This window comes from Antarcticimicrobium sp., assembly GCF_029212575.1.
Taxonomy (GTDB): domain Bacteria; phylum Pseudomonadota; class Alphaproteobacteria; order Rhodobacterales; family Rhodobacteraceae; genus Antarcticimicrobium.
The window spans coordinates 21,148-46,044 of sequence record NZ_JARGPK010000032.1 but is presented as its reverse complement, the minus strand read 5'-3'; the positions used below and the strand labels follow the sequence as shown (position 1 = coordinate 46,044).

Below are 24,897 nucleotides of genomic sequence, written 5' to 3'. Positions count from 1 at the left end.
CAGTCCCTGAGGGCCAGAGACTTTGATCGCCAGGTCGCGGAATTCCGGATCCGCATCGCGGTGCTCGACCGCTACACCGCTCCTGGCATACCCATTACAAAGCCGGCAGGATGAGCCTGTCCGGGGCAAGGGGAAGTTTGCCCCTCAACCGATTTGCGCAACAAAGCCCGAGCGCGGCGAAAAAATCACGCCGTTCAATGGAGTGTGAGCAATCGCCTCACCGGGCAATACCCCATCAATTAGGGTGGACAGAGGGGTGGTCACAAAACACCAAACCTCCAACAAGTCACTGAAAATCCACGGTATTTTAGAGTGTGATGGTGCCCCCACACTGACTGCGCGAAGCGTACTATAGCGTTGCATAGTGTTGCATAGTGTTGCGCATGATCTTGATATCTTTCGTGTTCTAGGGACTACTGTGTCGCATGTCGTCGCACCGGAAAGCCCCGAAGCGCCGGCCCGATTGTGGGTTCAATTGTGGGTTTGCGTGCGCCTCGACACGGGAGCTCAAATGGGACGCGCAAAGAACAAGCTCACTGCAGTTGCGATCAGGAATGCCGCGCCCGGCATTCTTCAGGACGGTGGCGGCCTGATCCTGCACAAGCGGCCGGCGTCGGGCCGCTGGGTTTATAGATACTCGATCGCCGGCCGCCGCCGGGATATGGGGCTCGGAAAGCTCGAGGACGTTTCTCTCGCGGACGCTCGGAAGGCCCGTGACAAGTGGGCGGCCGTGCTGGCAGAGGGACAAGATCCAATCAGCGAGCGCGAAAAGCAGCGCGCCCAAGTCGCCGCCGATCTGGACCAGGAGGATCCCACCTTCCAGGAATGGACCCTCCAAGTATTTGAGGGGCGAAAAGCGAAGCTAAGGGGCGATGGTGAGCGCGGTAGGTGGCTTTCGCCTCTCACGCATCACATCGTTCCGAAAATTGGCAAGCGGCGGATGTCGTCGCTGCACCAAACCGATAATCGAACCCATGATGCGGTGGCACGAGGATCTCGATGGAAACTTCGTGGAGCAGTTCCAGTCCACCGCTTTCGACCAGCGGATTTGGGAACTTTACCTTTTCGCGACGCTCATCGAACTCGGGTTTTCCCTGAACACGAAGCATGCTGTGCCCGACTTCATCGGCACTAGCCTGTTCGGGTCCGTCGCCATTGAAGCGGTGACGGTTGGACCGACCCGGCGAGGCGCTGAAATCGTTCCGCCACCGCCGGTTGAGACCGAGGAACAGATGGAGGCGTATCTGCGGGACTACATGCCGATCAAGTTCGGCAGTCCATTGTTTAGCAAACTGAGGAAAAAATACTGGGAGAAGGAGCAGATCGCGGGTGTGCCGCTGGTGTTCGCGATCGCGGATTTCTCATCGCCCGGCTCCATGATCTATACCCGATCCGCGCTCGAGCGATATCTCTATGGCTACTCCTTTGATCTGGCGTGCGAGGAACAAGGACGAGCCGTAGCAAAGCCCACTAAGATCATTGAGCACCGTTGGGGGGACAAGGTGGTTCCCGCGGGCTTCTTTGACATACCGGACGCGGAACACGTCAGCGCGGTTATCTCCACCACCGCGGGCACGATCTCAAAATTCAATCGAATGGGGATTCTGGCCGGGTTCGACGCGGGCGACGTTTTGATGACGCGTACCGGCACTGTCATCGACCCCAACCCCGAAGCGACGAACCCGCTGCTCTTTAAGGCGATCGTGAACGCCAAAGGGTACCATGAGAGCTGGGTGGAAGGGCTTAACGTCTATCACAACCCGCGCGCCATCATTCCGCTTGAAGAACACCTTATTCCCGGTGCCGCGCATCATCATTGCGACGCGAAAGGCAACTGGACAACAACAGCTCCCCGCTTTCACCCACTGGCATCAAGTACCGAAAGGGGCAGGCGGAAATGGCGAAGCAGACCGATGCGCTCCACCTCACGGTGGCGGAAATCGAGGACCGGCTGGAGGAGGCTGCGCTGACGCTGCGCCGCCTGCCGGCCAAGGATGGACCAAAGGGCTATGGCTCGAGTTGGCCGGACGTGGTGCGCTCGCGCTTCACCGCCTATGGTTTCGAACAGGCGCGCGTGCGCGTGGTGCCCAGTGCGAAGGAAATCCAGCGGATGGAGGAGGCGATCGATTGGCTTCGTCTGATCCATTACCCGCAGGATCCGCAGCGCGCGGCAGATGATCGCCGTATCGTCTGGATGCGGGCAGAGAACCTTCGTTGGCGTCCGATCTGCCGCCGCGTCGGGCTTAGCCGTTCGCAGGCTTGGCGCCGGTGGTCGGCCGCGCTCATAATTATCCAGAGGCGCCTGGCGCCTCGTGTTTAGATACCCAGAAAGAATTGCGCCGAAAACAGTCCAATCATCGGCTTTTCATTAAACACAAATTCACAAAGACCAATACCGAGACCACATAGATGCATGATGAAGCGGGAGGTCAGGGTCAGCGGTCGAACGGCTGGAACGTCCCCTCAGTTCTGTTTGAGGGCCCTCTTTAGGACCTGGAAATCTCCTTCCGAGATCTTGTAGCTCTTCCCCGCGCACACAGTCATCGTACCGATAGAAAACACGATTTTCCGGTCAGGATCATAGCAACGTGTGGGTAACCCCCAGGTTGATCCAGTATAGGGGTTTGGCACATATGGCTGATCGACGTGGCTCTCTTCCTCTTCGCGTGGGTCAGCTTTGAGCCTCGCAACGATGCGGGAGTCGGAAATGTCGATCCGGGACAGAGCGTTGTCGGTACTTTTTCGAGTGCGAAACCCGTAATATCCTTGGTTTGTCTCGACGACGTATGCCTCAATCGCAACATCACGGGATCCGCCCTTTGAAGGAAAGCTGTCACCCTTGAGGCGGCTGTCAAAGATATGCTCAGTGACAAATCCGTAGATGAAGCGCGTTTTGAAGGCCGCGTCTCGCCAATATCCCCAGGTCGTTTTGAACCATCCGTCTTTCCACCTATCGGCGGCGGTGTTTCCACCAAATCGACGTGGAGGCTCGCGTCGATGGAAATTCTGAGCGGCGAGATAATCTCCGGCCACGCCCAAGAAGGTGATAGCTTCGAATTTCTCGTCTCTTGAGTTAATTATGACCGAACGGATACGGTCAGAAACAATCGGGAGCTCGCTGTATTTCTCCAACCCAATCAGTGTGACTGTGGTGAGGCGTATTCCAGTCAAGTAGCCAGTGTAGAAGTTGGTTCTCTTAAGGCGTATTCGCTCCCCGTGTTTTTCCTGAATGTAGACGCCCTCATATTGGGGCCATTCCTCAGCTGAAACCGACTGTCCAGCAAGCAAGACAATGAGAGTAAATAGAAGGTACAGTCGCATGAAACTGTCATCCCCCAAAATATAATTTATCTATGTAGGTTCGTTGATTTCGACCCACGAATCAAGGGAAGCTCGAAGACTCGACGCCTGGCCAGCATGCAAGTGGTTTTGCGCGGGTCCCGATTCTTCGGCTACTCGGTGCCCCTTGGCCGCGCGTCGTCGCTAATCCTGCGCCGACCGGTCGTCCGGCTAGTGTCTTAGCGGCGTCACGCTATTGTCTCGAAGCGGAATTTCTCGCGCGACAAAACCGCCGGTTCTGGGCCATCCTATGGGTATGCTGGCGGTGCCCTGCGCGCAGCTCGGTTTCGCCTCGGCGGACCCCGGCGCCCCCGCAGTCAAGCCCCTTTCGGGTCCTTCCAGGGCGGAAAACGTATGCGGGGGGCGGTAGCGCGTTAGGTCGCTAGTTTGAAAGGAAAAATCTGGGTTCGCATCCGGTTCGCGGGGTGCGCACCCTTCGTCGCAGGGCCGGGCATCGCTCGGCCTTTTCTGTGTCGCGGTGGAGCAGTCTGGTAGCTCGCTGGGTTCATACCCCGGAGGTCGTCGGTTCGAATCCGGCCCGCGCAACCAATGAAAGGGGAAGATGCCGCGCCCCGATCGATGACAAGGCGCTGGAGCTCCGGCGCCCCGGCATCCTGGCGGGAGGGTAGCCCGCCATCGAACAAGGAGACGCTTTTGAAGATCGAGCATCTGCCCACGACCGAGGTTGTGCCCTATGACCGTAATTCGCGGACGCACTCGGCATGGCAGATCGCGCAGATCGCGGCGTCGATCGAGGAATTCGGCTTCACCAACCCGATCCTGATTGGCGGTGATGGCATCATCATCGCCGGGCACGGACGCCTGGCCGCAGCGCAGCAGCTCGGGCTTGAAACCGTCCCGGTGATCCGGCTGGCGCACCTGACGCCCGCGCAGCAGCGGGCGCTGGTGCCTGGACCGCCGGGCTGATCCCCGATCCGGTCGTGCCGGTGGAATGGTCGACGCCGAAATTCGAGAGCGTCAACCCCTGGCAGGACGCGCAGACCGACCTTCTGGAGACCCGCGCCGGCTTCGTCTCGCTGCCCGAGCAGATCGCCAAGCGGGGCTATAACGCCGAGGACGTGCTCAACGAGCACAAGAAGATTCTCGATCTGGCCGACGCGCTCGGGCTGGTGCTCGATTCCGACCCGCGCAAGGTCACGAAGACCGGCCTTGCCCATGCCAACCCGCCGAACGAGGACGAGGCCGATCCCGGCGGTGCAGGCGCCAACAACAGGGAGTAACCCCCATGCGCAGGGATGCATTCGACCTGCCCGTCATCGGGCGGGCCGCCGCCGTTGTGCCGGCGACCATCAACGAGAAGGAGCGCACCGTGGAGGTGTGCTGGACCACCGGCGCGACCGTGCAGCGGCTCCGCTTCGAAGGATGGGACATCAAGATCGTGGATGAAGAGCTGGCCGTGGACGAGCAGTCCATTCGGCTGGAACGCCTGCGCTCCGGCGCGCCCTTCCTCAACAGCCACAACGGCTGGAGCCTGGACGCGGTTCTGGGCGTCGTCGTCGAGGACTCGGTTCGGCTCGAGGGCGGACGCGGTTACCCACACGGCAAGGGACCACGGGAGTTCTTCCGATCCCGGTCCTTCGCCAAGCTCGTCCTGTCCGACAGCGGGGCCGAGATAGGCGACGTCGTGATCTTCGAGAAACTCGGCTCACACGAGTACCGTCTGCATCTTGAGAAGCCGTCGGGCGAACGGATCGGGTAACCCGGAAACCTACGGAATCGCCGTTGCCAAGATGTGATTCGCGGGCTGCGAAATCCGCCTCAAACCTACGGTCTGGCACTACTCAGAACTGGTTGAGAAATTCGGACACACACCGGACACGACCGCATCTTGGGGTAAGAAATTTTCACCTAAGTCATTGATTTATATGGTGCCCCCACACGGACTCGAACCGCGGACCTACTGATTACAAATCACTCAATGCGGGTTTTCCAGAACGCTGCAAAGACAAGCGGTTAGCCCATAAAACCTAATAAAATCAATTTACTACCTTGCAAGACCAGTTGCGTAGACCCCCGACAACGACCGACAACGATGGTGACTTAGCGGTCAAGAAGCCATCAAACTCGGAGTTACGACATGCCCCACACCAAGATCACACAGGCCTTCGTTGAGGGCCTACCATTCCATGATTCCACAGACTGGTATCACGACACGGAACTCGCTGGGTTCAACCTATCGGTCGGACGCCGCAGCAAAACCTACTACGCAGCAGCCGAGAACGACGGGCGGTTCATGCGCGTTAAGATCGGTCGCGCCGACGTGACCAAGGCGAACGAAGCGCGGGCTGTCGCACGAGACATTCTTCTTCCAGAGATCAGGCGCGGCGTCGATCCTAGGTCAAAGTATTTCGATGATGCAGGCGACACAGCCTATGCGCGCATCATGCGTGGCATCCGTATGTCGGATGATAAAGCAGACCTCGCACTGCGAGGGCGTCGTAAGAAGGGCGCGGACAACGTCACTGTCGGGCACGTTTGGGCAATGTATGAAGAACATCACCTCGCACGCATGATTGAGGAACGGGGGCCTGAAAAAGCAAACCGCGCCAAGAAACATGTCGCGGAGCAGCGTCGATACCTTGGCGGTGCGGAATCTTACGGAAAAGATGGCCCGCCCGCTTCGACGATGGAATGGCCGGACGGTTGGTGGAACCGCCCGATCACAAGCATCACGCCAGAGCTTTGCTCGCAGACATGGCGCAACCTCAGTCGCACGCGCGGACGACGCACAGCGCAATTGTTCTTTATGGCGGTCAAGGTGCTGCTCAACTACGCGGTCGCGAAAGAAGAAGTGCCCGTCACATCGCACCCTATGGTGATCGACATAGCAGGCGATGGTCGCGGCTTGCCAAAGGGTTGGCAGAGCCTGCGCGCGCAGAACGCGGTGGAGCGCATCTCGGACATTCGGGCATGGTGGCGGCAGGTAGACAAGCTGACCGTGATCCCAAAGTCAGCGCTTAAGGTCGCGCTGCTGACTGGGATGCGTCCGAGCGAAGTTCTCACGATGCGCTGGGAGAACGTGGACCTTGACGCTGGGAAGGTGTGGTTCGGGATGACCAAGACCACTGACTACCGAGAGGTTGCGTTGTCGTCGTGGTCAGTCGCGCAGTTGAAGCGGCTTCAATCAATGTCTGGACGTCACGAATACGTCTTCACCGGCCCCACAGGCGGGCGCCTGCAATCGTTGCCTACAATCAAACGCGGTGCTGATCGCTGGACACCAAAGCAATGCCGCAAGGAGTGGCAGACCGTTGCGGTTGAGCTGGGCGTGAGCGACACGCAGCGCCTGTCACAGGTTGGCAAGGGCCTCGGCGGGACGGATGGACACTACGTTGTCACCCCTGACCTGCGCTCAACGGTTCAGCAGGTCGCGGACGAGATTATGCGGCGAGTGGAAGGTGCCGCAACCTGAGATGAACAGTTACAGCATCTGAGGAATAACTGACCGGGTTACCATCAGCATCCAAATACAGGAGATCGACCTTCATCAAAGATGCCGCCTGCCGCAACGAGTCGAGATTGTATCGGGTGTGGTGTTCGAGGATAAACCCATGCTCCGAACAAGCAGCAGCAACCGCGCGCCCCATCGAGTTCGATTTGCTTGGAAGCAAAGTTCCCAAAAACGTGCAGTACGTGCCGGGTTCCCATGGTTCGTCGATGCGGACGACATGCCCAAGTGGTAGGTCACCCTTCTCAGCATACTCCGCTTTGGCGACCATCCGGCGGTGCTGCGGGCGCAACCCTGCCTCGGTTTCTGCCGTCTTCAACCGTTGTTCGAAGATGCGGCGTTCCTCTTCGAGTTCTGCTTTTGCTTGCCGGTCGATTTCCATCTTTATTGCTGCGCTCTCTTCACGTCGTTCTCGTGCCCGTTCTGCCTGAGCTTTTGCGGATGCTCGCGACGCCTCCTCACGTTTCCGAACCTCGACCAGAAACTTTCGTCCATGTTCTACGTCGAGGTTACCGACGCCGCGCCGTGTGAGGTTTGCGAGATCGTAAGTGCCCTCCAGAATGCCGAGGATACGGGCGCGCATTAGGTCTGGGTCAATATCGACGAGCCAGCACAACCGAACGCGGCTGTCCGCCCAAGTGCCTTTTTCTGCAGTCAGGAAGGCAAAGGCATCGGCGCGATCTGACTCGTCAATATTTGCTGTGAAAAGGTCGGTGACTGATTTGAGGATGACTGCATTGATCAGGGTAGAATGGGAACCCAAAACCGATTTTTCATCGTCCCAAATCCCCCGCTCGTCGAGATCGTCAATCGAGGCCGGTGCGTTCATGCGGCAGAGTGAGCCTTGAGCGCGTCGATGATTGGTTCCGGCGCATCTAGCCAAGAACGCAGAGGCACCACGCGCTTGTGAGCGCTGCGGGCGTTTGTCGTCAGGCGCTTGTAGTCGCGTGGGCTGACCTGCCCAGACAGGATATATAGGGTGTCCTCGGTTTCAAGGTGGTTTGCGTTCGAGGTTGCTGCTGGTTCGGTGTTTGCGTCGCCATCCGGGTCAGCAAAGGTAACAGAAGTACCCAAAACCTCGGCGCATTTCTTCGCCTCGCGATAGGCAGCGGGATCGCGGCGCTTGTCATGGCCGACAACGGCATCTTCCGGTTTGACATGTTTCAGGTCCACGCCCAATTCATCCGCTTTGCGGACGGCTTCCTGGAAGGCGCGGGAGTTGGCCGAGACTTCCTCGGCGCTGATGTAAAGTGGTTCTGACATTCTGGGTCCTTTCGTGAATGGGGCGACGCTTATGTCCGGGATCACGCCGCCCCTGTGCCATCAGGCAACGCGACGATGGACCCTTTGCCGGGTTGTGCTGAACCCGGAAAACAAGGTGCTGGGGCGCTGGACCTCAAGTTGTCGGTCAAAGCGCCATCAAACTGATGATCACGCGCGACTAACCACCAACAAACGCAGCCGCCTTTGTCTGATAGAAAATCAGTTCATGAGAATTCCGTCTGATGTTAAGAGGTTGCCAAGAGTGAATATGGGGAATTGAGATGGGTTGGCTAAGGCAGAAAAGAAAGAGTTTAGAGGTTTGGGGTTTAATACTGATTTTAGGCTCGGCTGGATGGCAGGTTTTCCTTGAGGATGTCATAAACAACTACGCCATTCAGGGTCAGTTTTATGGAATCAAAGAGCAATTATACGTCCTTTGGGAGGCCTTACGTTCTGGTGATCCAATCGAATTTTCACAAAGAAATGAATCATACGACCGCTTCTGGACTGCTTACCAAACCGGCGAAGGGTTCAATGGTTTGGAATGGGTCAGTTGGGTCAGGTTTGTGATTTTCGGCATTGGCAGTATTTTCCTGATCGCGGCGAAGATATTTGAACCCGAGTGAAGTATGCCGATCTTGGCAAAGCGCCTGTGCGAAAGGTCTTTGGTCCCGTCAGGTGTATGGGTGGGCGTGAGTATCAAGACGTCGGTTCGCTTACGCGCTCTGCCGGTCAGTCGCACAAGATCGCGGCGGCAACCCAGATGATACCCCCGACGACGATCACGTCCAGAGTGGTCACTGGTCGTCTCCGGGTCCCGCGAGCGCTGGGATGGCGATCAGGTTTGGCAGCACTTCAACGCCGGTTTGTTCTTCGACATATACCGCTGCTTCCTCATAAGTCAGGCCCTCGCGTTCCATGACTTCCTGCACCAGCACGGAGGCGTCGTTCGCGTCGATTTTGACGCCCATGCGCGAGAATGCCCCAAGGATTTGGGTGCGGCTGTGAGGTTCAGGTGCAGCTTTGTGTTCAATGGTGGTCGCGGCCAGCTTAGGCCTGACGTATTGCGACACCTCCTTGAACGCGACGAGAGCAAGGTGCTTGTCGCCTTCGTCGTAGGCCTCGGCACCGATCAATGCCATCATTTCAACGGGATCGAATTCTTCGAGACCTGCGTGCATATGCAAGGTGCGGAGTTTCCGGTCGATACGCTCGGCCAGTTCCTTTTTGTTCTTGTGCGGCTTGCCGTGTCGAGAGGAATACGCAGTGATGGGCATCAGTTGGGCCTCCCCGAAAGGAGGCCCGCTGACGATGCACGAAGGATGCCCAAAATGGACGCGCCAATCATCGCAGGAAGGCGTATTATATGCGACCGGGATTGCGGGTCTTGGTGATTGATCATCATGGGTAAATGCCCCTTAGAATAACTCAGTTATGCGGCTGTCCGGTCGAGTTTGATGGCTTCTTGACCGGGAAACGTGAAGGCCCAACGGTTTGATGATTGCGCAGCGGGGAGATCGTCGAGAAGGATGCGCCACGGCCATCCTGCAAGGTCACAGGCCCGCAAGGTGTCTGCACCACCTACCGACGCATTATGCAGGGCAACGAGTTCGTTCCGGGTCGATGCGTAGACCATGAGCAAGGTGCCGTCGTCCGCGATCCACGGCGTCAAGCTGTCCTCCCCGGACGAGTAGATCATTGCGTCGTGGTCGGGATCGACCTCCCATGCGTGAGTGTTGGGGAGCCAGAAGTCGGCAAAGGGGTGTGGGTGTTTCATGTGCTACTCGCCTTGTGCTGGTGTTGCGTCGATGGCGTCCAGAAGACACTGGAAACCCTCTTTCATCGCGTCTCTGGTAAGCGTTCGGCTCTCACGTCCCAGTGTCACGGTGATGATGCTCGGGTCTTCGTGCCCAAAAGTTGAGAAGGCAAAACTACGGCTGTCGTAGTCGATGGTCTCGCTTTCGATCACATGAGAGACTGGGCTGTCCTGAAATGTTTTGACGGTGCGCTTCATCGGTCAAGCGTTCAGTTGCGCGATGATGCTGGCGATCTGATCGCGCGGGATCGTCATTGTGCCGTTTGTTGCGAGATCGGTGATGCTCGCGCCATCGTCGGTTGTGTCGATCAGGTAGCCACGCGTGAGAATTTGCCGCGACCTATCTCGGTAATACCCCGGATGGGGTGTTTCGGGTTTCTCAACGTCCACCCACCAATGCTTCATGCCATAATATGCGGGATCGGCTCCGGTCATCGTAAAGGACGAGTCGTCGACCGAGGGGGCCTCAGGGTCAGTGAACATCGCAAGGTCAGCGGCAAGGTTCGATGCGTCAGTGATGGTCAGGGACGTATTGGTGTTCATGTGCTTGACTGCGATGGTCGCGGTCGTGTCGCTTAGTGATGCGCTGATTTGCATGGACGGTCCTTTCGTGCGCTATGTCACGAGGATGATACGACCTGAATGGGTTCTACTTACACCAAAGAACGAGGTGGAGCCTGCGAAGTGATGTGCCATCACCCCAAGACATGTTTTTGCTCAAGTGGTTGTATGTGCGGGATTACCATTTTGACCGGTTCTTGATTGCTACCCCCTCGTGTTTCGCCGGGATCGACGACGGCCAACACTCGGGACGGGCCTGCTACCGCAGCAGCGCGCGGCACTGCTTAGGCACAAGGCGGCGTCTCGCGTTTTTAGGCGTCATGGTAGGGCAGCAATTCGAACGGCCTTCGCTGACGCGCTCTGCCAGGATTACCAATAGGCGTTATAAGGTAACATCGACCCTCTGCGCAGAGAACCGTGTGTGCCGGGGGCAAAGGCGTTCTTAAGTGTTCGCTCGCACGCGAGGCGAATGACTCCAGAGGGAGTGATCATTCTCGCGCGCGTAGTATACACAAGCGCACGCGCGCGAACCGTTCAAAACGATTTGCCTTGATCATACAGCGGGCACCCTGCACGTCACTTTTGGTCAAACCACTTGTTTACAAGGCTCCCTGCACACCCTGCACCCTGCAAGGGTATCGCTCATTCTCCGCCCACAGAATAATCATCAAGATCACCGAACCACCCGTGATGATTATTCTGCGAACGCGCGCACGCGCCAGTGCGCACGACAACAGACGCAGGGCGGTCGCCATGTGATGATTATTCTGCGCATGCGCACGCACGCAAGCGCGCACGAAAACCGATGCAGGGTGCAGGGTGAGCATACCGCCCATAACCAAGTTATAGATTCCACCTTGAATACCGGTCGCGGACGCCGGGTGTCGGGCAATATGATCGACGCATCACTTAACCAACGGAGTGTCCCGACATGACCCAAACCGCCTCATTGCCCGACAACGCCCTGCCTCGCAAAGCGTTTCTCACTGGTTCACCCGACGAGCCGTCCTTTGCTGAGTGGGCTGTCGGATGCCTGTATCGCATCGGCGCTCTTGAAGATCGTGGTCGTGCGAACGCTTGGTTTCGTGCCCGCGTGGACGACCAACGCCGTAAGGTTTACATGAGCGCTTTGTTCCCCGGTCAGAACTACTGGGACCACGCATGACCCCAATCATCGAGCAAGAAGCGCGAAGCGCACTCAGAGCGCAAATTGAAAACCTCCCGCGCATTCGCCGGGAGGTTGTTGCGTCACTGACTGAGGACAACACCGCCGCAGAAGTCCTGCAACTCACAACACGCGCCTGTTGCGACGCGGGCCTTCGCATGACCAAAAAGCAATTCTCTGATTTCTTTGAGACGGTCTTTAAGGCGAGGCAGGAGCATTTCCCGCATCGCCTGATTTTCAATCTCGCCGGGATTTAATTCTGACGGTACTTGGCCATTATCGCGTCTTTTGCTTCGGCAATTCTGCGACCTTCGTCCTCGATTTTTTCTTGCTGTTGTTGGAGGCGTCTTTCCTCTTCATTCAGGGTTTTAGAAGGCTCCCACCGCTCAACAACTTTGGTCTCATAGTCCTGCCCATTCCATGTGTGACGGACCACACTCGGTTCCGCCTCTGGATAGGCCTTGGGCGGATGGTATCGAGAATGCACTCGCACGTCCCAAGTGTCGCCCTGAAACCGACCCGCCATAGCATCCACGAAACCGGACAGTAGCGCCTGATCGACTATTGCCTGCGCCGCCTCATAATCCTCAGCGTCCGGCTCAACTCCGTAGGTCAACGCGCACTTCTTCACATCGGGCAAAAGCGTTTCAACATCCTGCAACGCGCAGGCGCGGGCAGCACACTCGACCAGTTCGTCAGACGTCTTTTTGGTCACAGCAAGGTCGCGCAGGACTGTGTGCATCCCCTCAGGCGCGCGGCGTCGCTTGATCCTTTCTACGGGTTTCTCGCTGATCATACGCCCATCAACCCAGCGGCCCGCATCGACGTCGAGCAGCACCCAAGGGTTTCTAGTGAAGTTCAGGGGAAAACCATCGACCTCAACCCATTCGTCATACCCCGGATGAACAATGTCCGCTTCCCAAGCCAGCTTGAGCCGAGCATCCGCCGCATGGCGATCACACACCACCTTGAGCCGGGCGCGATAGTCGTCAAGTAGCGCCTGCACCATCTCCCGACGTTCCTCAGAAAGGGGTCGCTTGCGCATGAGGTTCCAAGTGTTCAAAGGCACGTCCGGCTTGAGCGTTTCGTGCCACCAAGGCAACCCTGTCAGGTCTTCGACCTTCTCTGGTGGCTCACACCATTGCCAAGGGTCGCGCATCGCCTGCGTGTGCAGGGCGTCGAGCGCCTCCGTTAAGTGATGATCAAATTTCTCACCGCGCAGCGCCCGCGAAACGGTCCCATCGTTGACCCTTTCGGTCAAACCGTATTGCTCGCCATTCTCGTGCAACCAATCTACGACCCGTTTCACTTGAACAAGGAATTGACGCAGGTTTTCGCCCTCTTCGAATTCTGACTTTTCACTCACACCTGCGCCTCCATAAACGCGTCGAGTTCGTCCTTGCGATAGCGCACCATCCGCTGCCCGACGCGTTTAAACGTAGGCCCCTTTCCTTTGCACCGCCAGTCAGCAAGCGTGCTTGCCGATGTATCGAGGTAGCGCGCAGCAACCTCAGGACTCATCCATTCCGGCCATTCGGGCATCGTCTATTCCTTTCGCATTCGTCTTCGATACGACGTTATTCGACGACGACCGGGCCTGTCAGCGAAGGAACAAGGTGGAGCCTGATCTTTTCAAGATGCTAAACTTGCACAACGTGAGACGACCGAGGCGGAATATTTGCTTTCGGAACCTGTTTCCTCAGTTCCTCTCTCGCTACACCGGGTAGCACCAAATCGCCTGACTTAATTTCGGCAAGACGATCCTCGAATTGATCGCGGACAGCCTGCGTTTTGATCTTTGGCAGTATGATTGAGCTGATGTCTTCCGTCGCAACCGACGAGAGACCATCCGACCCCGTTGAACGTGCCCGCATTTGCACCCTGAATGCCTCAGAGGATAGGCCAAATATCAAATCAGGCAAAAGCGCTTCCTGCCCTGGGATCACCTCAAAATGCGTGCAGCCAGTGGTAACGATCAAATGCCCGTCTGCCGCTTCATCACCAGCGATCATCCACTTACCTGCGCTCGACCAGATGTTGGCGATAAAAAGGTCACCGGGGGCCGCGACAAGTTTGCCCCGATCAGGCATAGCCCAACCGAAGTGTTCGTTAGCGATATAGGACCCAAAGTTTTCGTAGATCTTCTCAATCTCCACGTAGCGATAGGTGTCACTTGGGTCTTTTTTCAATTTGCGGATCACAGGTCGAACGACATCACCCACCTTGAAGTGATCAACACTACCGATAGCAGTGACCAGATCAGCGTGCTTTTGTGACCAACGCTTAGGGTCAAGACAGAGGTCGTTTGCTAAGATGTCAGACATCTGCACGACCCAGCCAGCGCCAGACGAGGCACCCGGCACACCTTCCGAGAGCCAATCAAAAGCGTCCACAACGGTTGATGAATATAATTCGGAAAGCACCCGAGAAAAATCAGCGTCCAGAATTGGTTCGTTGGTTGTGGCGTCGAGCACGATTGAGCCATCTTTCGGGTCACGCATGTATCGACGACCTGACCGATTACTTTGTAGGTCCCACCCGACTTTCTCAACTAAGTTAAAGTGTACTGGCTGATCGGGCACATTCGAAAGGTCTTCTAGTGGTTCGGCACGACGCTCAAGAATCAAAACGGATGCCGATACATCCGCCCCCGACTTTTTAAATGTGAACCGGGGGAAACCAACAATTGCAGCGACCTTTGCATGACGGAGAAGCCATTGCCGGAAATCAGCGTAGCGTTTCCCCCGGTTGCCGAGGTAGCCATTGGGTAGAATAATTCCGACACGACCGCCGGGTCTAACCGAGCGCATGCACACCTCGACGAACAGCAGGCCCGTTTCCTGCGACTTGAGAGGAACCCGTTTGCCATCCTTTTCCTCAGTACCAAGTTCAAAGGGGGCGAGGACGTCTTTACGCTTTTCAACAATGCGGGTGCCAAAAGGAGGGTTACACAGCGCGACGGTGTACTTATCCTCATGTTGCAGCATTTCCTTCAAACTGTCCCCCTTGACGATGCTGGAAGAACCGTCGCCGTTCAGAATCATGTTGAAGACTGAGAGGTTGACCGCCATGTCTGCCGTATCAACGCCGTGCAATTGCGGCGAGATGTTGGCTCCGTGGCGCTCGTCCGCAACGCGCATCGCACCAACTAAGAAGTCGGCAGTTCCGCAAGCAGGGTCGCGCACCACATCTCCAAACTTCGGGTTCACCATGCGGACGACTAAATCAATAACTTCATACGGGGTGAAATACTGTCCAAGGTCCACTTTGTAGAGAAACCTGCCGAAGTACATGAAGAAATCTTGGATCACCTGCGGTGAAGACCCTAGAATATCAATGGGGCAGATGATTTGCGAAACTTGTCGTAGCGTCGCGCCCGAACTGCCGATTTTCTTCGACGGCTTCTTCGGCAGGTGCGTTCCATAGACAGTCAGCGCGGTTTCTAGTCCCTTCTCGAATATGCTGTGGACATCCGAATCTGAGATGCTTCGGATCGAAAAGTCCTGAATAATCATGCGTCCGTTTTTAGGTCGTGCGTTCTGCTCGTCGAAGATCTTCGTCAGGAGAATCTGAAACAGTATTGAGTAGCGGTCGTCTTTCGGGTGGCCTGCCTGATGAAGAATATCATCAAGGCGGGCGAACCGACGCACGAGGTCAGTTGCGGGCTTGAGGTCTGCGCAAAAAATGTCCTTTGCAGCAAGCGGCGATCCGAAATTCGGAAGCATCGCGATAGACGCTTCTTTTGTTTCAATCGCGCCCTCTTTCACCTCTTTGTAGAAAATGGTTTGCTCTACATCGTCCCAATATATGCCCAAGGCATCAATGGATGGAGCGAGGTCAAGCGCCGGTTTCAATTGATCGTTTTTGGCAGATTCAGAGTCCGCCGAGTCCCGTTTTATTTCACCAATGATCTTCATTGCAGCTCTCCGTTTGTCATCGGCGAGTGCTTTTACGGCGGCTGCCGGTCGGTCGTAAACCACAACGTCGGCGCGAAGGGAGTTCTTACCTTTGTGCCCAAAACGGATGATGCGGGTTTCTGCCTCAATGCGATCTTTAGGATACCCTTTGCCCAAAAGCAGGTTGATGCAGTCGATGCGGCGTTTTTCTTCAGTAAAGGTTAGGCCGTCTTTCGCCTTGAGCTTTGCCTTTAGCGCCCCTCGGATCGGGCAGAATAGCTGTGGGTTCGTTGTCATAAAAATCTCTTACACTGGGATGTAAGAAGTGAATACTTCGCCAGTACACAAGTGGCAAGTTTTTTCTACAACGGGGTGTAAGGAAAAATTTGGAGGCTAAGTGAGCTGCAAGAAACCGTGAATATTTCCGGTTGAGCAGCACCGGGGACAGGTCCGATAACTTAGTTGTGCTCGGAACATTTCGGGAACAAATCAACGGAGTTACACAATGACCGACCTAACCAACATGACCAAACCTGCCATCAACGCGTTGCTCGCAACGCCCCTGTCTGCCTCGAAACTCAAGAAAACACCAAAGGACGATCTCTTTGCCCTTTTCGATGCGATGCCCGCTGCCGATGCGCTCGACGCTGACTTGCGCGATGCACGCGCCGATGATCCGACGCCGCTCGAACCGAAAGCAGAACCCAAGGCCCGCAAACCGCGCGTTCTTGCTGACCGCGTGATGATCGAACCGGGCAAAGCGGAAGACATCAAAGCGACAAAGGCAGGATCGAAGCGGCACCTATTGGCCGAAGCACTTGCGACGGGCGCGACCATCGAAGAACTGGTTGAACTGCTTGGGTGGAACAAAGACACCGTGTCGTCGGCGTTACGCACGGACATGGGTGCGCTCGGTCTCGGCGTCGAGCGCAAGGCAGGCAAGTATCACCTCCTCTTGCCCACAGGCGTGAAACGTGTCCCGTCGCACGATGCAAATACGAACCGCGCTGCCGCTCTCGTGGCTGCGTGCAAATGAGTGGGCTGACTGTGATCGAGCCGGGTTGGTTATACATCCTGACCAACCCGTTGATGCCTGACTTGTGCAAAGTTGGAATGACCACGCGGACACCAGAGGCACGAGCCGCCGAGTTGCACGATACGGGATCGCCCGCGCCCTACACAGTTGCCAAGGCATGGCCCGTTGACGACGTGCGGGCGGCAGAGCGGGACGCTCATGCGGTCCTCGCCCGCTACCGTGTCAGTGACGAGCGCGAGTGGTTCCGCGTGTCTGTGCCGAAAGCAGTCAAGGCGCTGGGTCGAGACAAACCTGCGCGCCCGTCCATGGTGCGCCGCCTCTGGCGCATGTTCCGCGGCCTCGTCGAAGGCGTCGGATGGCTGACGCTCCTGCTTGTTGCCGCTGGCTGAACCCAACCCCCACTCGCACTGAAAGGCCCGCCACTCGGCGGGTCTTCTGATTCTAGGAGAAACCTATGACCAAAGCCGCAAATCTCACGGACATGTTCCGCAATGGAAATATGCGCGCCGTCGTCGAAGAAGTCATCTGCGACGGTCCTCGCGCCCTCGAACTCTCTGCCCTACTTGCGTCCGATGAACTACGCAGCCTGATCCGTGTCGTCGATGCGCACATAGGTGCCGAATGAAGCATGAGACATTCCGCGACACCGACCATGAAGCCGCCCACTGGGCGGCTTCTTCCGTTCCAGAATATCACTCTGCCCGTTCGATCAAGGAGCCGTGGCTTGCGTCGTCAATCTTCGCCATCGTGGCGTTGCCTTTGTTTTGGGAACTTATGGCATGGGCTTTCGTGCCCTTGTTTGCGGTAATGCTTGCTCTGCGTCTCGGTGCTTTGGTCAGTTGGCAGGATCATCACGATCCCGAACCCGAATGCTGGCCGACGTTGACGATCCTGCTGCCCGTCTATCGGGAGCCGTCAGTGATCCCAGAACTTGCTCGTGCGATGCGCGCACTCGACTACCCGTCGCCCGAAATTGTGCTGCTCGTCGAGGAAGACGACCACGAAACGCGCGCTTTGCTTGATTGCTGGCCGTTTGGCGTCCTCGTCGTGCCTGATGGGAAACCTCGAACGAAACCGCGCGCTGTGAATTATGGGTTGCTGCACACTCGCGGCAATGTGGTCGTGATCTTCGACGCAGAGGATCGACCTGCACCCGACCAAGCGCGCCGTGCGATATCACGCATGTTGAGCGACCCTGACTGTGCCGTCGTGCAGGCGGTGCTTGCCTGCGACCATGACGGGCCGTTGATCGCACGACTTTGGGCGCTTGAGTATGCCGTCCTGTTTCGCGGTGTCCTGCCTCTTCTGGACAGGTTGGGCCTCCCGTTCCTTCTGGGCGGTACGTCGCAGTATCTACGCCGCGATGCCCTGATGGGTGTCGGCGCGTTCGACGCGCACAACGTCACCGAGGACGCCGACCTGTCTTTGCGATTGAGTCGCAATTACACATTCCACACCGTCATGTCCGCGACAGGTGAAGAAGCACCACTGACGGTCACATGCTGGGTCAAGCAGAGGTCGCGATGGCTCAAAGGATTCTGCCAAACGACGATGGTTCATTGGCGCGACGATCTACCGTGGCGGGCAAGGCTGGCCTTCGCGCTGCAACTGCCTGTCCAACTCCTGTGCATCGCGTCGCATCCCATAGGCCTCACCATGATCATCACGCAGCCAGACACCCCACTGACCGCGATGCTGCTTGCAGGATACGCTCTGACCATTGTGACCTTTATGGTCGCCGGGCGTCGCGCAGGTTGCCCAATGCGCGACGCGCTCGCACTTCCCGCTTACTGCTGCCTGCATGTCGTCGCGATGGCGATTGCAGTGGTCGAGTTGATCGTCGCGCCGTCGATGTGGCGGAAAACGTCGCACGGAATTGCTCGACGGAATGACAAAGCGATTAGTGACAATTAAGGTCGGGATATGAATTTGAAGAAATACACTGTTGCAGAATTGCTAGAAACCCACACCGCCGTGCTGAACGAATTGCGGGATCGCGAAATTCTGCGAAGCGCGAACAACCCAACCGGCGACTATGCCGAGTGGTTGTTCTGCCAAGCATTCGGATGGGATCAAGCGGCAAACTCCGTGAAAGGGTTCGACGCTACAGACGCCGAAGGCATCCGGTATCAGATCAAAGGACGACGGCTGCACCAGCTCAACACATCGCGGCAACTCTCCGCCATTCGAGACATGAGCGGGTTTGATGTGCTAGCGGGTGTTCTGTTCGACGCTGCCTTTGTCGTCTCGCGTGCGGCGTTAATCCCATCTGAGATCGTGCGGGATCGCTCCAAATTCACCAAGCACACCAACAGTCACCGCTTTATACTGCGCGATGATATTTGGAACGCCGATGGTGTCGTGGACGTAACGGCGAACCTTCAACAAGTCGCATCGAACAGTGACGTCTCAGCGCGCGTCTAACGCGCGGTGTTGCGTGACAGGCGCAACGATGCCCAAAATATCAAGACGACCGTCAGCGCGCTATTTTTCTGGGGTGCTTGCCCGCGTCTCGTTGAACTCGTCGGGCAATGGCAGCAGCGACGTCGATCAGATCGACGAGACACAGGATTAAATCTCGTCTTCGTCATCGAGCGCTGCCACCTCGTCGATGTAAGCTTGAGGAACCCAAAAATCGTACTTTATCGCGTCCTGAATGAGCTTCGTCCGCTTGAGGCTCTGTCTCTTCGTCGGGCTTCCTTGTTTGCTCACGGCTGGGAACAGCGATCCGTGACCTTCGGCAACGAGCAACTCTTGAAGTTCCTTCTTTACCTTCTTTTGCCGACGGTATTCGGCGGAGGCAGATGGTGGTTTTGACATAGCGGGCAACCCCTTAGCGTGACTTTATCAAAAGTAACGCCCCTTGCGCATATCGAGCAAGAAAATTTCAGCGGGGGTTATTGAAGATGATGGGTCGATGCGTGAACGCATACCAAAACAGTGCTTTTCGCAAGCAATCAAATAGCGATCAAAATCACCGCAAAGTGCTACCCTCGAACCACTAACCAATTGAAATAATGGTGCCCCCACACGGACTCGAACCGCGGACCTACTGATTACAAATCAGTTGCTCTACCAGCTGAGCTATAGGGGCCGATCGCCTTCGATTACCGGCATTCGGAAAGCGCATCAAGCGGCAATCGCGCGTGCACCTGTTTGGCGAAGGGATTTGACTGGGCCGGGGCGAGGCGGTAACCCGGATGCCATGTACCAGGAGTGTCGGGACACGTGCCAGGGATGAATATCATTTTCCATGCCGGGGCGCACTGCACGGATGACGACCGCCTGCTGAAGTGCCTGCTTCGCAACAAGGAAGACCTCTCGCAGCGCGGGATCGCGGTGCCCGGGCCGGGCAAGTACCGCCCGCTGCTCAAGGAGGCGTTCCAGGCGCTGGAGGCCGGACCGGCGGCGCCGGGTGCGCGGGACGTGCTCGTCGATGCGATCCTCGATGAGGAGATCGCCGACCGGATGGTGCTGTCAAACTCGCATTTCTTCGGCTCGCAGCGCTATGCACTGGACCACGGCATGCTCTACCCGGACGCGCCGGACCGGGTGGAAAAGATGTGCGAGCTGTTCGAGGGCGACCAGATCGAGCTTTACATGGCGATCCGCGATCCGGCGACCTTTCTGCCCGCCGCGCTGCAAAAGGCATCCGAACAGCGGATCGCGGAGACCCTGGGCGTCATCGATCCGCAAGACCTGCGTTGGTCGGACCTGTTCCGGCGCATCCGCGATGTGGCGCCGGAGGTAAAGATCACCACCTGGTGCAACGAGGATCTGCCGCTGATCTGGGGCGAGGTGGTGCGCCGGCTGGCCGGGCTGCCGATGGACGAGAAGATCTCCGGCAGCTTCGACCTTCTGACCGAGATCATGAGCAAGGAAGGCATGCAGAGGTTCCGCGCCTACCTGCATCAGAACCCGGTCCTGACCGAGGAACAGCGGCGCCGGGTGATCACCGCATTTCTGGACAAATACGCCATCGAGGACGAGATCGTCGAAGAGCTTGACCTGCCGGGTTGGGACGATGCGCTGGTCGAAGAAATGTCCGAGCTTTACGATACCGATCTCGACGCGATCTCCGACATTCCCGGCGTCCGGATGATCCTGCCCTGACCGCCCAGCCGGGAGAGCGCGCATGACCGATCCCGTTTCCGATGGCCGCCCGGACCTCCGGCTGCGCGTCGTGTTCGGAGACGGGCGGTGGCTGGGGCCGGGCAAGGCCGATCTGCTGGATCTGGTGCGCGAGACCGGCTCGATCTCGGCGGCGGGACGTCGGATGGGGATGAGCTACAAGCGCGCCTGGACCCTGATCGAAGACCTCAACGCGATGTTCCGGAGGCCGCTGGTGCACAGCACGCGCGGCGGGGCAAAGGGCGGCGGCGCCCGCCTGACCGAGGCCGGGGACTCCGTGCTGGCGCACTACCGGGCGCTGGAACGCGCCGCAGCCCGGGGCGGCCGCGCCGAACTCGACGCGCTTGTGGCCCAGCTTCGCGACAGGCCCGGATGAAAATATCGCTTGTAGCCAGGAAGGGCGGGCGCGATATTTCCGCCAGGATATATCGAAATCGCATCGGAACCCGCCTCATGCCGCGTCTTTTGCAAGCTGTGCTTTTGCTTTTGTTGTCGGTCGCCCTGCCCCAGGCCGCGCGGGCCGATACGGTGACGGTCTTTGCCGCCGCCAGCCTGAAGACCGCCCTGGACCAGATTTCCGAACGCTATGAAAAAGAGACCGGTGACGCGCTGCGGATCTCCTATGCGGGCAGCTCCCGGCTGGCGCGCCAGATCCAGCAGGGGGCGCCGGCGCAGATCTTCGTCTCGGCCAATGCGGCGTGGATGGACGTGCTCGAGGGCGAGGGGCTGCTCGCCGCTGCCACCCGCGCCGACCTGCTGGTCAACCGGATCGTGCTGGTGGCCGGGCCGGGCGCGCCCGAGGGGCTGTCGCTTGCGCTGGCGCCCGGCACCGATCTGGCCGGTACACTTGGCGACGGGCGGCTGGCAATGGCGCTGGTCGAGGCGGTGCCGGCCGGCATCTACGGCAAGGCGGCGCTGCAATCCTTGCAGCTTTGGGACAGCGTGGCGCCAAGCGTGGCGCAGGCCGACAACGTGCGTGCCGCGCTGCGGCTGGTGGCCTCGGGCGAGGCGCCGCTGGGCATCGTCTATGCCACTGATGCCATGGCCGAGCCGAAGGTGCGGGTGCTCGACCTATTCCCCGAGGACAGCCATCCGCCGATCCGCTATCCCGCCGCGATCCTGGCCGAGGGCGACGGGCCTGCGGCGCGTGCGGCGCTGCGCTATCTTCGGGGGGACGTCGCGCGCGCGATCTTCCTGCGCAATGGCTTCGGCCTGCCCGAGGGCGCGCCGGAATGACGGGTTGGCTCGGCCCCGAGGAATGGCAGGCGGTGGCGCTCTCGCTCCGGGTCTCTCTCTGGGCCGTGGGGCTGAGCCTGCCGCTGAGCATTCTGGCCGCCTACGCCCTGGCGCGGTGGGATTTTCGCGGCAAGCAGCTGTTGAACGGGGTGATCCACCTGCCGCTGATCCTGCCGCCGGTGGTCACCGGCTATCTGCTGCTGCTGGGCTTCGGGCGGCGCGGACCGCTGGGCGGGGTTCTGGAGGAGGTTTTCGGCCTCGTCCTGGCGTTCCGCTGGACCGGGGCGGCGCTGGCTGCCGCGCTGATGGCATTTCCGCTGACGGTGCGGGCGATCCGGCTGGCGATCGAGGCGGTCGATCCGAAACTGGAACAGGCCGCCGCGACGCTGGGCGCCTCGCGCGCATGGGTATTTCTCACTGTCACCCTGCCGCTGATCCTGCCCGGCGTGATCGCCGGCGCGGTCCTCGGCTTTGCCAAAGCGATGGGGGAGTTTGGCGCGACGATCACCTTTGTCTCCAACATCCCCGGCCAGACCCAGACCCTGCCGCTGGCGATCTATACCTTTCTGCAGGTGCCCGGCGGTGACGGCGCGGCGTTGCGTCTTGTCGCGGTCTCGGTCGCGGTGGCGATGGCCGCCCTGACGGTTTCCGAGGTGCTGGCGCGCCGGGCCGCGAAACGGGTGGCCGGCGGATGAGCCTGCAGGTCGAGATTACCCACCCCCTGCCCGGCTTCGAGGTGAACGTCGCTTTCGAGGCCCCCGGCGGGGTCACTGCGCTGTTCGGTCAGTCGGGCGCGGGAAAGACCACGGTGATCAATGCCGTCGCCGGGCTGCTGCGCCCGCAGGCCGGGTGTATCGCGCTCGCGGGCGAAGTGCTCTACGACGCACAAAAACGCGTGAACCTGCCGGTGCATCGGCGCCGACTGGGTTACGTGTTCCAGGACGGGCGGTTGTTTCCTCATCTTTCGGTGCGGCGGAACCTGACCTATGGCCAGCGCTTCGCGCCGCAGGGCGCCACCGGCCCCGGGCTGGACGAAGTGGCCGATCTGCTCGGGCTGTCCACCATGCTCGACCGGCGTCCGGGCGCGCTCTCGGGGGGCGAGAAACAGCGCGTCGCCTTTGGCCGGGCGCTGCTGGCGCGGCCCCGGATGCTGCTGATGGACGAACCGCTCGCCGCGCTGGACGCCGCCCGCAAGGACGAGATCCTGCCCTACCTCGAACGGCTGCGCGATCAGACCGGGCTGCCGATCCTCTACGTCAGCCATTCGGTGGCCGAGGTGGCCCGGCTGGCCACCACCGTCGTGGTGCTGGAGGCGGGCCGCGTCGTGCGCGCAGGACCAGCCGAACAGGTGCTTTCGGACCCCGCCATGGTCCGTCAGTTCGGCCTGCGCGAGGCCGGCGCGGTGCTGCCGGCCGAGATCGCGCGCCACCACGCCGACGGGCTGACCGAACTGGCAATCTCCGGCGGCCGGCTGTTCCTGCCGCAGATGGACCAGCCCGAAGGCGCCCGTACCCGCGTGCGCATCCTGGCCCATGACGTGATCGTCGCCGACCGCGCACCCGAGGGGTTGTCGGCGCTCAACGTGCTGCCCGGCGCGGTGCTGTCCCTGCGCGAGGGTCAGGGGCCGGGGATGATTGTGCAGATCCAATGCGGCACCGACCGGCTGCTGGCGCGGATCACCCGACGCTCGGCCGAGGCGCTGAGGCTGGCGCCGGGGCGAAGCGTCTATGCGGTGATCAAGACGGTCTCGATCGCCCGCACCGATGTTGCCGCCCGGTGAGAACAGGGCCGCATCGGGATCAGTTGAGCGAAACCAGCAGCCGAGACACCATATCGACGTCGTATCGCGGCGCATCGGCCAGGCTTAACGGCAGCCGATGGCAGGGAATGCCGTGGCGGCTGGTGACCCTGGCGCATTGTGTCTCTGACCAGGATTCATCGCAAAAGACATGGGTCATGAGCGCGCGCGGCGTGGTTTGCGGCCCCGCGTCCTTCCGGAGCGGCGCGAGGATTGCGGAAACCTGATCGGCGAGGTCATGGCCCAGGGCCTCCGGGTCGCGGCCCAGGCTGGGCAGGTAGACCTTGGGCACGCGGCGCCTGGCAACCGCCCGGCCCACGCCCGAGGGCAGCAGGTTGGTGATGACGCTGGAATAAAGGCTGCCGGGGGGATAGCAGATTACCTCGGCCTGTTCGATGAGCTTCCGGTTCCGTTTGGGCAGAGGCACCTCATCCGCCGCCAGCTCGACCGCGCCGTCGCTGAGGAAACACCGGGTGATCGGGCTGTCGATCGGCGGCACCTCTTTTCCGCTGATATGGCGCTGGCCAATGATCTTCTGCCCGTCCGACAGCTCGACCCCCAGGTGCAGGTTCACATCCGCGATGGCGCGTACGGTGCCGCGGACGTCCACCATTTTCGACATCAGGAACAGCACCGGATCCAGGGCGCGGCCGTTGTCCAGGTATCCGCCAGCCAGGATCAGGTTGCCGATGCTGGCATTGCGGTAGTCGAAATCCCCGGGCACCTGTTCGACGAAGCGGCCCAACTGGGTCTGGATCAACTGGCGCATCGGCTTGGCTATGGCGGACATCAAAGGGTGCTTGCCCTGGACCATCCGGGCCACATCCGCCCTCAGGTCCTGCTGCCGCCCCTCCTTCGGCAACCGGTGGCTGAACAGCGCGTAGACGTCCGGCTGGCCCAGAACCGTCTCGTCCGCCAGGGCCATCAGCCGCGACCGGAGATCCCCGACCGCAGGCATGTCGAAGGCCTGGCGCAGGATCTGCGAACTGCCACCGCTGTCAAAGGGGGTGATCAGGTGCATGGAGTTGAACGTGTAGCGTTTAAGCCGGCGCGAAATGCCGTTCAGGGCACTGCCGCCGCTGAAGAACAGGATCCGAGGCCCGAGGTGCGCCGCGCTCTCGGCCCGGGCGACGCGGAGGTCATCGGGCAAGCGGACCTCCCGCTCGACGTTCACTGAGATCATTTTC

At 59.2% G+C, this 24,897-nt stretch carries 31 protein-coding genes, 2 tRNA genes and 2 pseudogenes; 22 read left to right on the top strand and 13 right to left on the bottom strand.

Translation table 11 applies throughout. The features are described 5' to 3' along the window. The 4 genes and pseudogenes from P1U75_RS05855 to P1U75_RS05845 all read left to right on the top strand — a co-directional run. Nucleotides 1-114 (top strand): annotated as a pseudogene (locus P1U75_RS05855) (IS5/IS1182 family transposase); the annotation flags it as partial. 397 nt (nucleotides 115-511) lie between these two features. Beyond that, a pseudogene (locus P1U75_RS20600) lies at nucleotides 512-763 on the top strand (Arm DNA-binding domain-containing protein); the annotation flags it as partial. Nucleotides 764-875: 112 nt separating this feature from the next. Beyond that, entirely contained in the window at nucleotides 876-1,970 is a 1,095-nt protein-coding gene (locus P1U75_RS05850; RefSeq protein ID WP_300240866.1) for a hypothetical protein, read from the top strand. Beyond that, on the top strand, nucleotides 1,898-2,320 hold the full coding sequence (locus P1U75_RS05845; RefSeq protein ID WP_300240864.1) for a DUF6362 family protein: 423 nt from the start codon (nucleotides 1,898-1,900) through the stop codon (nucleotides 2,318-2,320). Before P1U75_RS05850 ends, P1U75_RS05845 begins: the two co-directional genes overlap by 73 nt. A 143-nt stretch (nucleotides 2,321-2,463) precedes the next feature. On the opposite strand, the gene P1U75_RS05840 is transcribed toward P1U75_RS05845, so the two are convergent. After that, nucleotides 2,464-3,321: a hypothetical protein gene (locus P1U75_RS05840; protein WP_300240862.1), complete on the bottom strand. Its 858-nt coding sequence runs from the start codon at nucleotides 3,319-3,321 to the stop codon at nucleotides 2,464-2,466. A 489-nt stretch (nucleotides 3,322-3,810) separates the two neighbouring features. On the opposite strand from P1U75_RS05840, the gene P1U75_RS05835 reads away from it, so the two are divergent. The 5 genes from P1U75_RS05835 to P1U75_RS05815 all read left to right on the top strand — a co-directional run bounded on the left by P1U75_RS05835 (nucleotide 3,811) and on the right by P1U75_RS05815 (nucleotide 6,772). After that, a tRNA-Met gene (locus tag P1U75_RS05835) sits at nucleotides 3,811-3,888 on the top strand. Nucleotides 3,889-3,993: 105 nt separating this feature from the next. Continuing rightward, nucleotides 3,994-4,266, top strand: a complete 273-nt coding sequence (locus tag P1U75_RS05830) for a ParB/Srx family N-terminal domain-containing protein (RefSeq protein ID WP_300240860.1) — start codon at nucleotides 3,994-3,996, stop codon at nucleotides 4,264-4,266. A 20-nt stretch (nucleotides 4,267-4,286) separates the two neighbouring features. After that, nucleotides 4,287-4,580 carry a hypothetical protein gene (locus P1U75_RS05825; protein WP_300240858.1) on the top strand — a complete coding sequence of 98 codons (294 nt, stop codon included), beginning with the start codon at nucleotides 4,287-4,289 and terminating at the stop codon, nucleotides 4,578-4,580. A 5-nt stretch (nucleotides 4,581-4,585) separates the two neighbouring features. Further along, the gene (locus P1U75_RS05820; protein WP_300240857.1) at nucleotides 4,586-5,059 is read left to right on the top strand and encodes a hypothetical protein; all 474 of its coding nucleotides are present in this window, start codon (nucleotides 4,586-4,588) and stop codon (nucleotides 5,057-5,059) included. A gap of 378 nt (nucleotides 5,060-5,437) precedes the next feature. Continuing rightward, nucleotides 5,438-6,772, top strand: a complete 1,335-nt coding sequence (locus P1U75_RS05815) for a tyrosine-type recombinase/integrase (protein ID WP_300240855.1) — start codon at nucleotides 5,438-5,440, stop codon at nucleotides 6,770-6,772. On the opposite strand, the gene P1U75_RS05810 is transcribed toward P1U75_RS05815, so the two are convergent. After that, complete coding sequence (locus P1U75_RS05810; protein ID WP_300240853.1) at nucleotides 6,741-7,637, bottom strand: hypothetical protein; 897 nt, start codon at nucleotides 7,635-7,637, stop codon at nucleotides 6,741-6,743. The genes P1U75_RS05815 and P1U75_RS05810 overlap by 32 nt on opposite strands. Then, complete coding sequence (locus P1U75_RS05805; RefSeq protein ID WP_300240851.1) at nucleotides 7,634-8,071, bottom strand: hypothetical protein; 438 nt, start codon at nucleotides 8,069-8,071, stop codon at nucleotides 7,634-7,636. Before P1U75_RS05805 ends, P1U75_RS05810 begins: the two co-directional genes overlap by 4 nt. Nucleotides 8,072-8,352: 281 nt before the next feature. Between P1U75_RS05805 and P1U75_RS05800 the strand changes: the two genes are divergently transcribed. Beyond that, the gene (locus tag P1U75_RS05800; protein WP_300240848.1) at nucleotides 8,353-8,697 is read left to right on the top strand and encodes a hypothetical protein; all 345 of its coding nucleotides are present in this window, start codon (nucleotides 8,353-8,355) and stop codon (nucleotides 8,695-8,697) included. A 171-nt stretch (nucleotides 8,698-8,868) separates the two neighbouring features. Here P1U75_RS05800 and P1U75_RS05795 read toward each other — a convergent pair whose 3' ends face one another. The 4 genes from P1U75_RS05795 to P1U75_RS05780 form a co-directional block, all read right to left on the bottom strand. Next, entirely contained in the window at nucleotides 8,869-9,348 is a 480-nt protein-coding gene (locus tag P1U75_RS05795) for a hypothetical protein (RefSeq protein WP_300240846.1), read from the bottom strand. Between the two features lie 155 nt (nucleotides 9,349-9,503). Continuing rightward, nucleotides 9,504-9,848, bottom strand: coding sequence for a hypothetical protein (locus tag P1U75_RS05790; RefSeq protein ID WP_300240844.1), 345 nt, complete (start codon nucleotides 9,846-9,848; stop codon nucleotides 9,504-9,506). A gap of 3 nt (nucleotides 9,849-9,851) precedes the next feature. Further along, complete coding sequence (locus P1U75_RS05785) at nucleotides 9,852-10,085, bottom strand: hypothetical protein (protein ID WP_300240842.1); 234 nt, start codon at nucleotides 10,083-10,085, stop codon at nucleotides 9,852-9,854. 3 nt (nucleotides 10,086-10,088) lie between these two features. Next, on the bottom strand, nucleotides 10,089-10,484 hold the full coding sequence (locus tag P1U75_RS05780) for a hypothetical protein (protein ID WP_300240840.1): 396 nt from the start codon (nucleotides 10,482-10,484) through the stop codon (nucleotides 10,089-10,091). 895 nt (nucleotides 10,485-11,379) lie between these two features. Here P1U75_RS05780 and P1U75_RS05775 point away from each other — a divergent pair. Together P1U75_RS05775 and P1U75_RS05770 are read left to right on the top strand one after the other, a co-directional pair. Continuing rightward, nucleotides 11,380-11,613 carry a hypothetical protein gene (locus P1U75_RS05775; RefSeq protein WP_300240838.1) on the top strand — a complete coding sequence of 78 codons (234 nt, stop codon included), beginning with the start codon at nucleotides 11,380-11,382 and terminating at the stop codon, nucleotides 11,611-11,613. Then, entirely contained in the window at nucleotides 11,610-11,870 is a 261-nt protein-coding gene (locus tag P1U75_RS05770) for a hypothetical protein (protein WP_300240836.1), read from the top strand. The genes P1U75_RS05775 and P1U75_RS05770 overlap by 4 nt, the downstream gene beginning before the upstream one ends. Here the strand turns inward: P1U75_RS05770 and P1U75_RS05765 are convergent. The 3 genes from P1U75_RS05765 to P1U75_RS05755 form a co-directional block, all read right to left on the bottom strand. Next, nucleotides 11,867-12,979 (bottom strand): hypothetical protein, encoded by a 1,113-nt coding sequence (locus P1U75_RS05765; protein ID WP_300240834.1) that lies wholly within the window; start codon nucleotides 12,977-12,979, stop codon nucleotides 11,867-11,869. The genes P1U75_RS05770 and P1U75_RS05765 overlap by 4 nt on opposite strands. After that, a complete protein-coding gene (locus P1U75_RS05760) occupies nucleotides 12,976-13,155 on the bottom strand; it encodes a helix-turn-helix domain-containing protein (RefSeq protein WP_300240831.1) in 180 nt (59 codons plus the stop codon). Before P1U75_RS05760 ends, P1U75_RS05765 begins: the two co-directional genes overlap by 4 nt. Before the next feature lie 98 nt (nucleotides 13,156-13,253). After that, entirely contained in the window at nucleotides 13,254-15,806 is a 2,553-nt protein-coding gene (locus P1U75_RS05755; protein WP_300240829.1) for an N-6 DNA methylase, read from the bottom strand. A 208-nt stretch (nucleotides 15,807-16,014) separates the two neighbouring features. On the opposite strand from P1U75_RS05755, the gene P1U75_RS05750 reads away from it, so the two are divergent. The 5 genes from P1U75_RS05750 to P1U75_RS05730 all read left to right on the top strand — a co-directional run bounded on the left by P1U75_RS05750 (nucleotide 16,015) and on the right by P1U75_RS05730 (nucleotide 18,969). Then, nucleotides 16,015-16,545 carry a hypothetical protein gene (locus P1U75_RS05750; RefSeq protein ID WP_300240826.1) on the top strand — a complete coding sequence of 177 codons (531 nt, stop codon included), beginning with the start codon at nucleotides 16,015-16,017 and terminating at the stop codon, nucleotides 16,543-16,545. Beyond that, nucleotides 16,542-16,934 (top strand): GIY-YIG nuclease family protein, encoded by a 393-nt coding sequence (locus P1U75_RS05745; protein ID WP_300240824.1) that lies wholly within the window; start codon nucleotides 16,542-16,544, stop codon nucleotides 16,932-16,934. Before P1U75_RS05750 ends, P1U75_RS05745 begins: the two co-directional genes overlap by 4 nt. Nucleotides 16,935-16,999: 65 nt before the next feature. Further along, on the top strand, nucleotides 17,000-17,170 hold the full coding sequence (locus P1U75_RS05740; protein WP_300240822.1) for a hypothetical protein: 171 nt from the start codon (nucleotides 17,000-17,002) through the stop codon (nucleotides 17,168-17,170). After that, nucleotides 17,167-18,459 carry a glycosyltransferase family 2 protein gene (locus tag P1U75_RS05735; RefSeq protein ID WP_300240820.1) on the top strand — a complete coding sequence of 431 codons (1,293 nt, stop codon included), beginning with the start codon at nucleotides 17,167-17,169 and terminating at the stop codon, nucleotides 18,457-18,459. Before P1U75_RS05740 ends, P1U75_RS05735 begins: the two co-directional genes overlap by 4 nt. A gap of 9 nt (nucleotides 18,460-18,468) precedes the next feature. Continuing rightward, nucleotides 18,469-18,969, top strand: a complete 501-nt coding sequence (locus P1U75_RS05730) for a hypothetical protein (protein ID WP_300240817.1) — start codon at nucleotides 18,469-18,471, stop codon at nucleotides 18,967-18,969. Nucleotides 18,970-19,116: 147 nt separating this feature from the next. Here the strand turns inward: P1U75_RS05730 and P1U75_RS05725 are convergent, their stop codons facing one another. Together P1U75_RS05725 and P1U75_RS05720 are read right to left on the bottom strand one after the other, a co-directional pair. Then, complete coding sequence (locus P1U75_RS05725) at nucleotides 19,117-19,365, bottom strand: hypothetical protein (RefSeq protein ID WP_300240814.1); 249 nt, start codon at nucleotides 19,363-19,365, stop codon at nucleotides 19,117-19,119. Between the two features lie 198 nt (nucleotides 19,366-19,563). Next, nucleotides 19,564-19,639, bottom strand: a tRNA-Thr gene (locus tag P1U75_RS05720). 143 nt (nucleotides 19,640-19,782) lie between these two features. Here P1U75_RS05720 and P1U75_RS05715 point away from each other — a divergent pair. The 5 genes from P1U75_RS05715 to modC all read left to right on the top strand — a co-directional run bounded on the left by P1U75_RS05715 (nucleotide 19,783) and on the right by modC (nucleotide 23,692). After that, nucleotides 19,783-20,658: a hypothetical protein gene (locus P1U75_RS05715; protein WP_300240811.1), complete on the top strand. Its 876-nt coding sequence runs from the start codon at nucleotides 19,783-19,785 to the stop codon at nucleotides 20,656-20,658. 22 nt (nucleotides 20,659-20,680) lie between these two features. Next, nucleotides 20,681-21,052, top strand: coding sequence for a LysR family transcriptional regulator (locus P1U75_RS05710; protein ID WP_300240808.1), 372 nt, complete (start codon nucleotides 20,681-20,683; stop codon nucleotides 21,050-21,052). A 77-nt stretch (nucleotides 21,053-21,129) separates the two neighbouring features. Then, entirely contained in the window at nucleotides 21,130-21,912 is a 783-nt protein-coding gene (gene modA, locus P1U75_RS05705) for a molybdate ABC transporter substrate-binding protein (protein ID WP_300240804.1), read from the top strand. Beyond that, nucleotides 21,909-22,607, top strand: a complete 699-nt coding sequence (gene modB, locus P1U75_RS05700; RefSeq protein WP_300240802.1) for a molybdate ABC transporter permease subunit — start codon at nucleotides 21,909-21,911, stop codon at nucleotides 22,605-22,607. The genes modA and modB overlap by 4 nt, the downstream gene beginning before the upstream one ends. After that, nucleotides 22,604-23,692, top strand: coding sequence for a molybdenum ABC transporter ATP-binding protein (gene modC, locus P1U75_RS05695; protein WP_300240800.1), 1,089 nt, complete (start codon nucleotides 22,604-22,606; stop codon nucleotides 23,690-23,692). The genes modB and modC overlap by 4 nt, the downstream gene beginning before the upstream one ends. A 19-nt stretch (nucleotides 23,693-23,711) precedes the next feature. On the opposite strand, the gene P1U75_RS05690 is transcribed toward modC, so the two are convergent. Next, nucleotides 23,712-24,860: a GAK system CofD-like protein gene (locus tag P1U75_RS05690; RefSeq protein WP_300240798.1), complete on the bottom strand. Its 1,149-nt coding sequence runs from the start codon at nucleotides 24,858-24,860 to the stop codon at nucleotides 23,712-23,714. Nucleotides 24,861-24,897 lie beyond the last annotated feature (37 nt).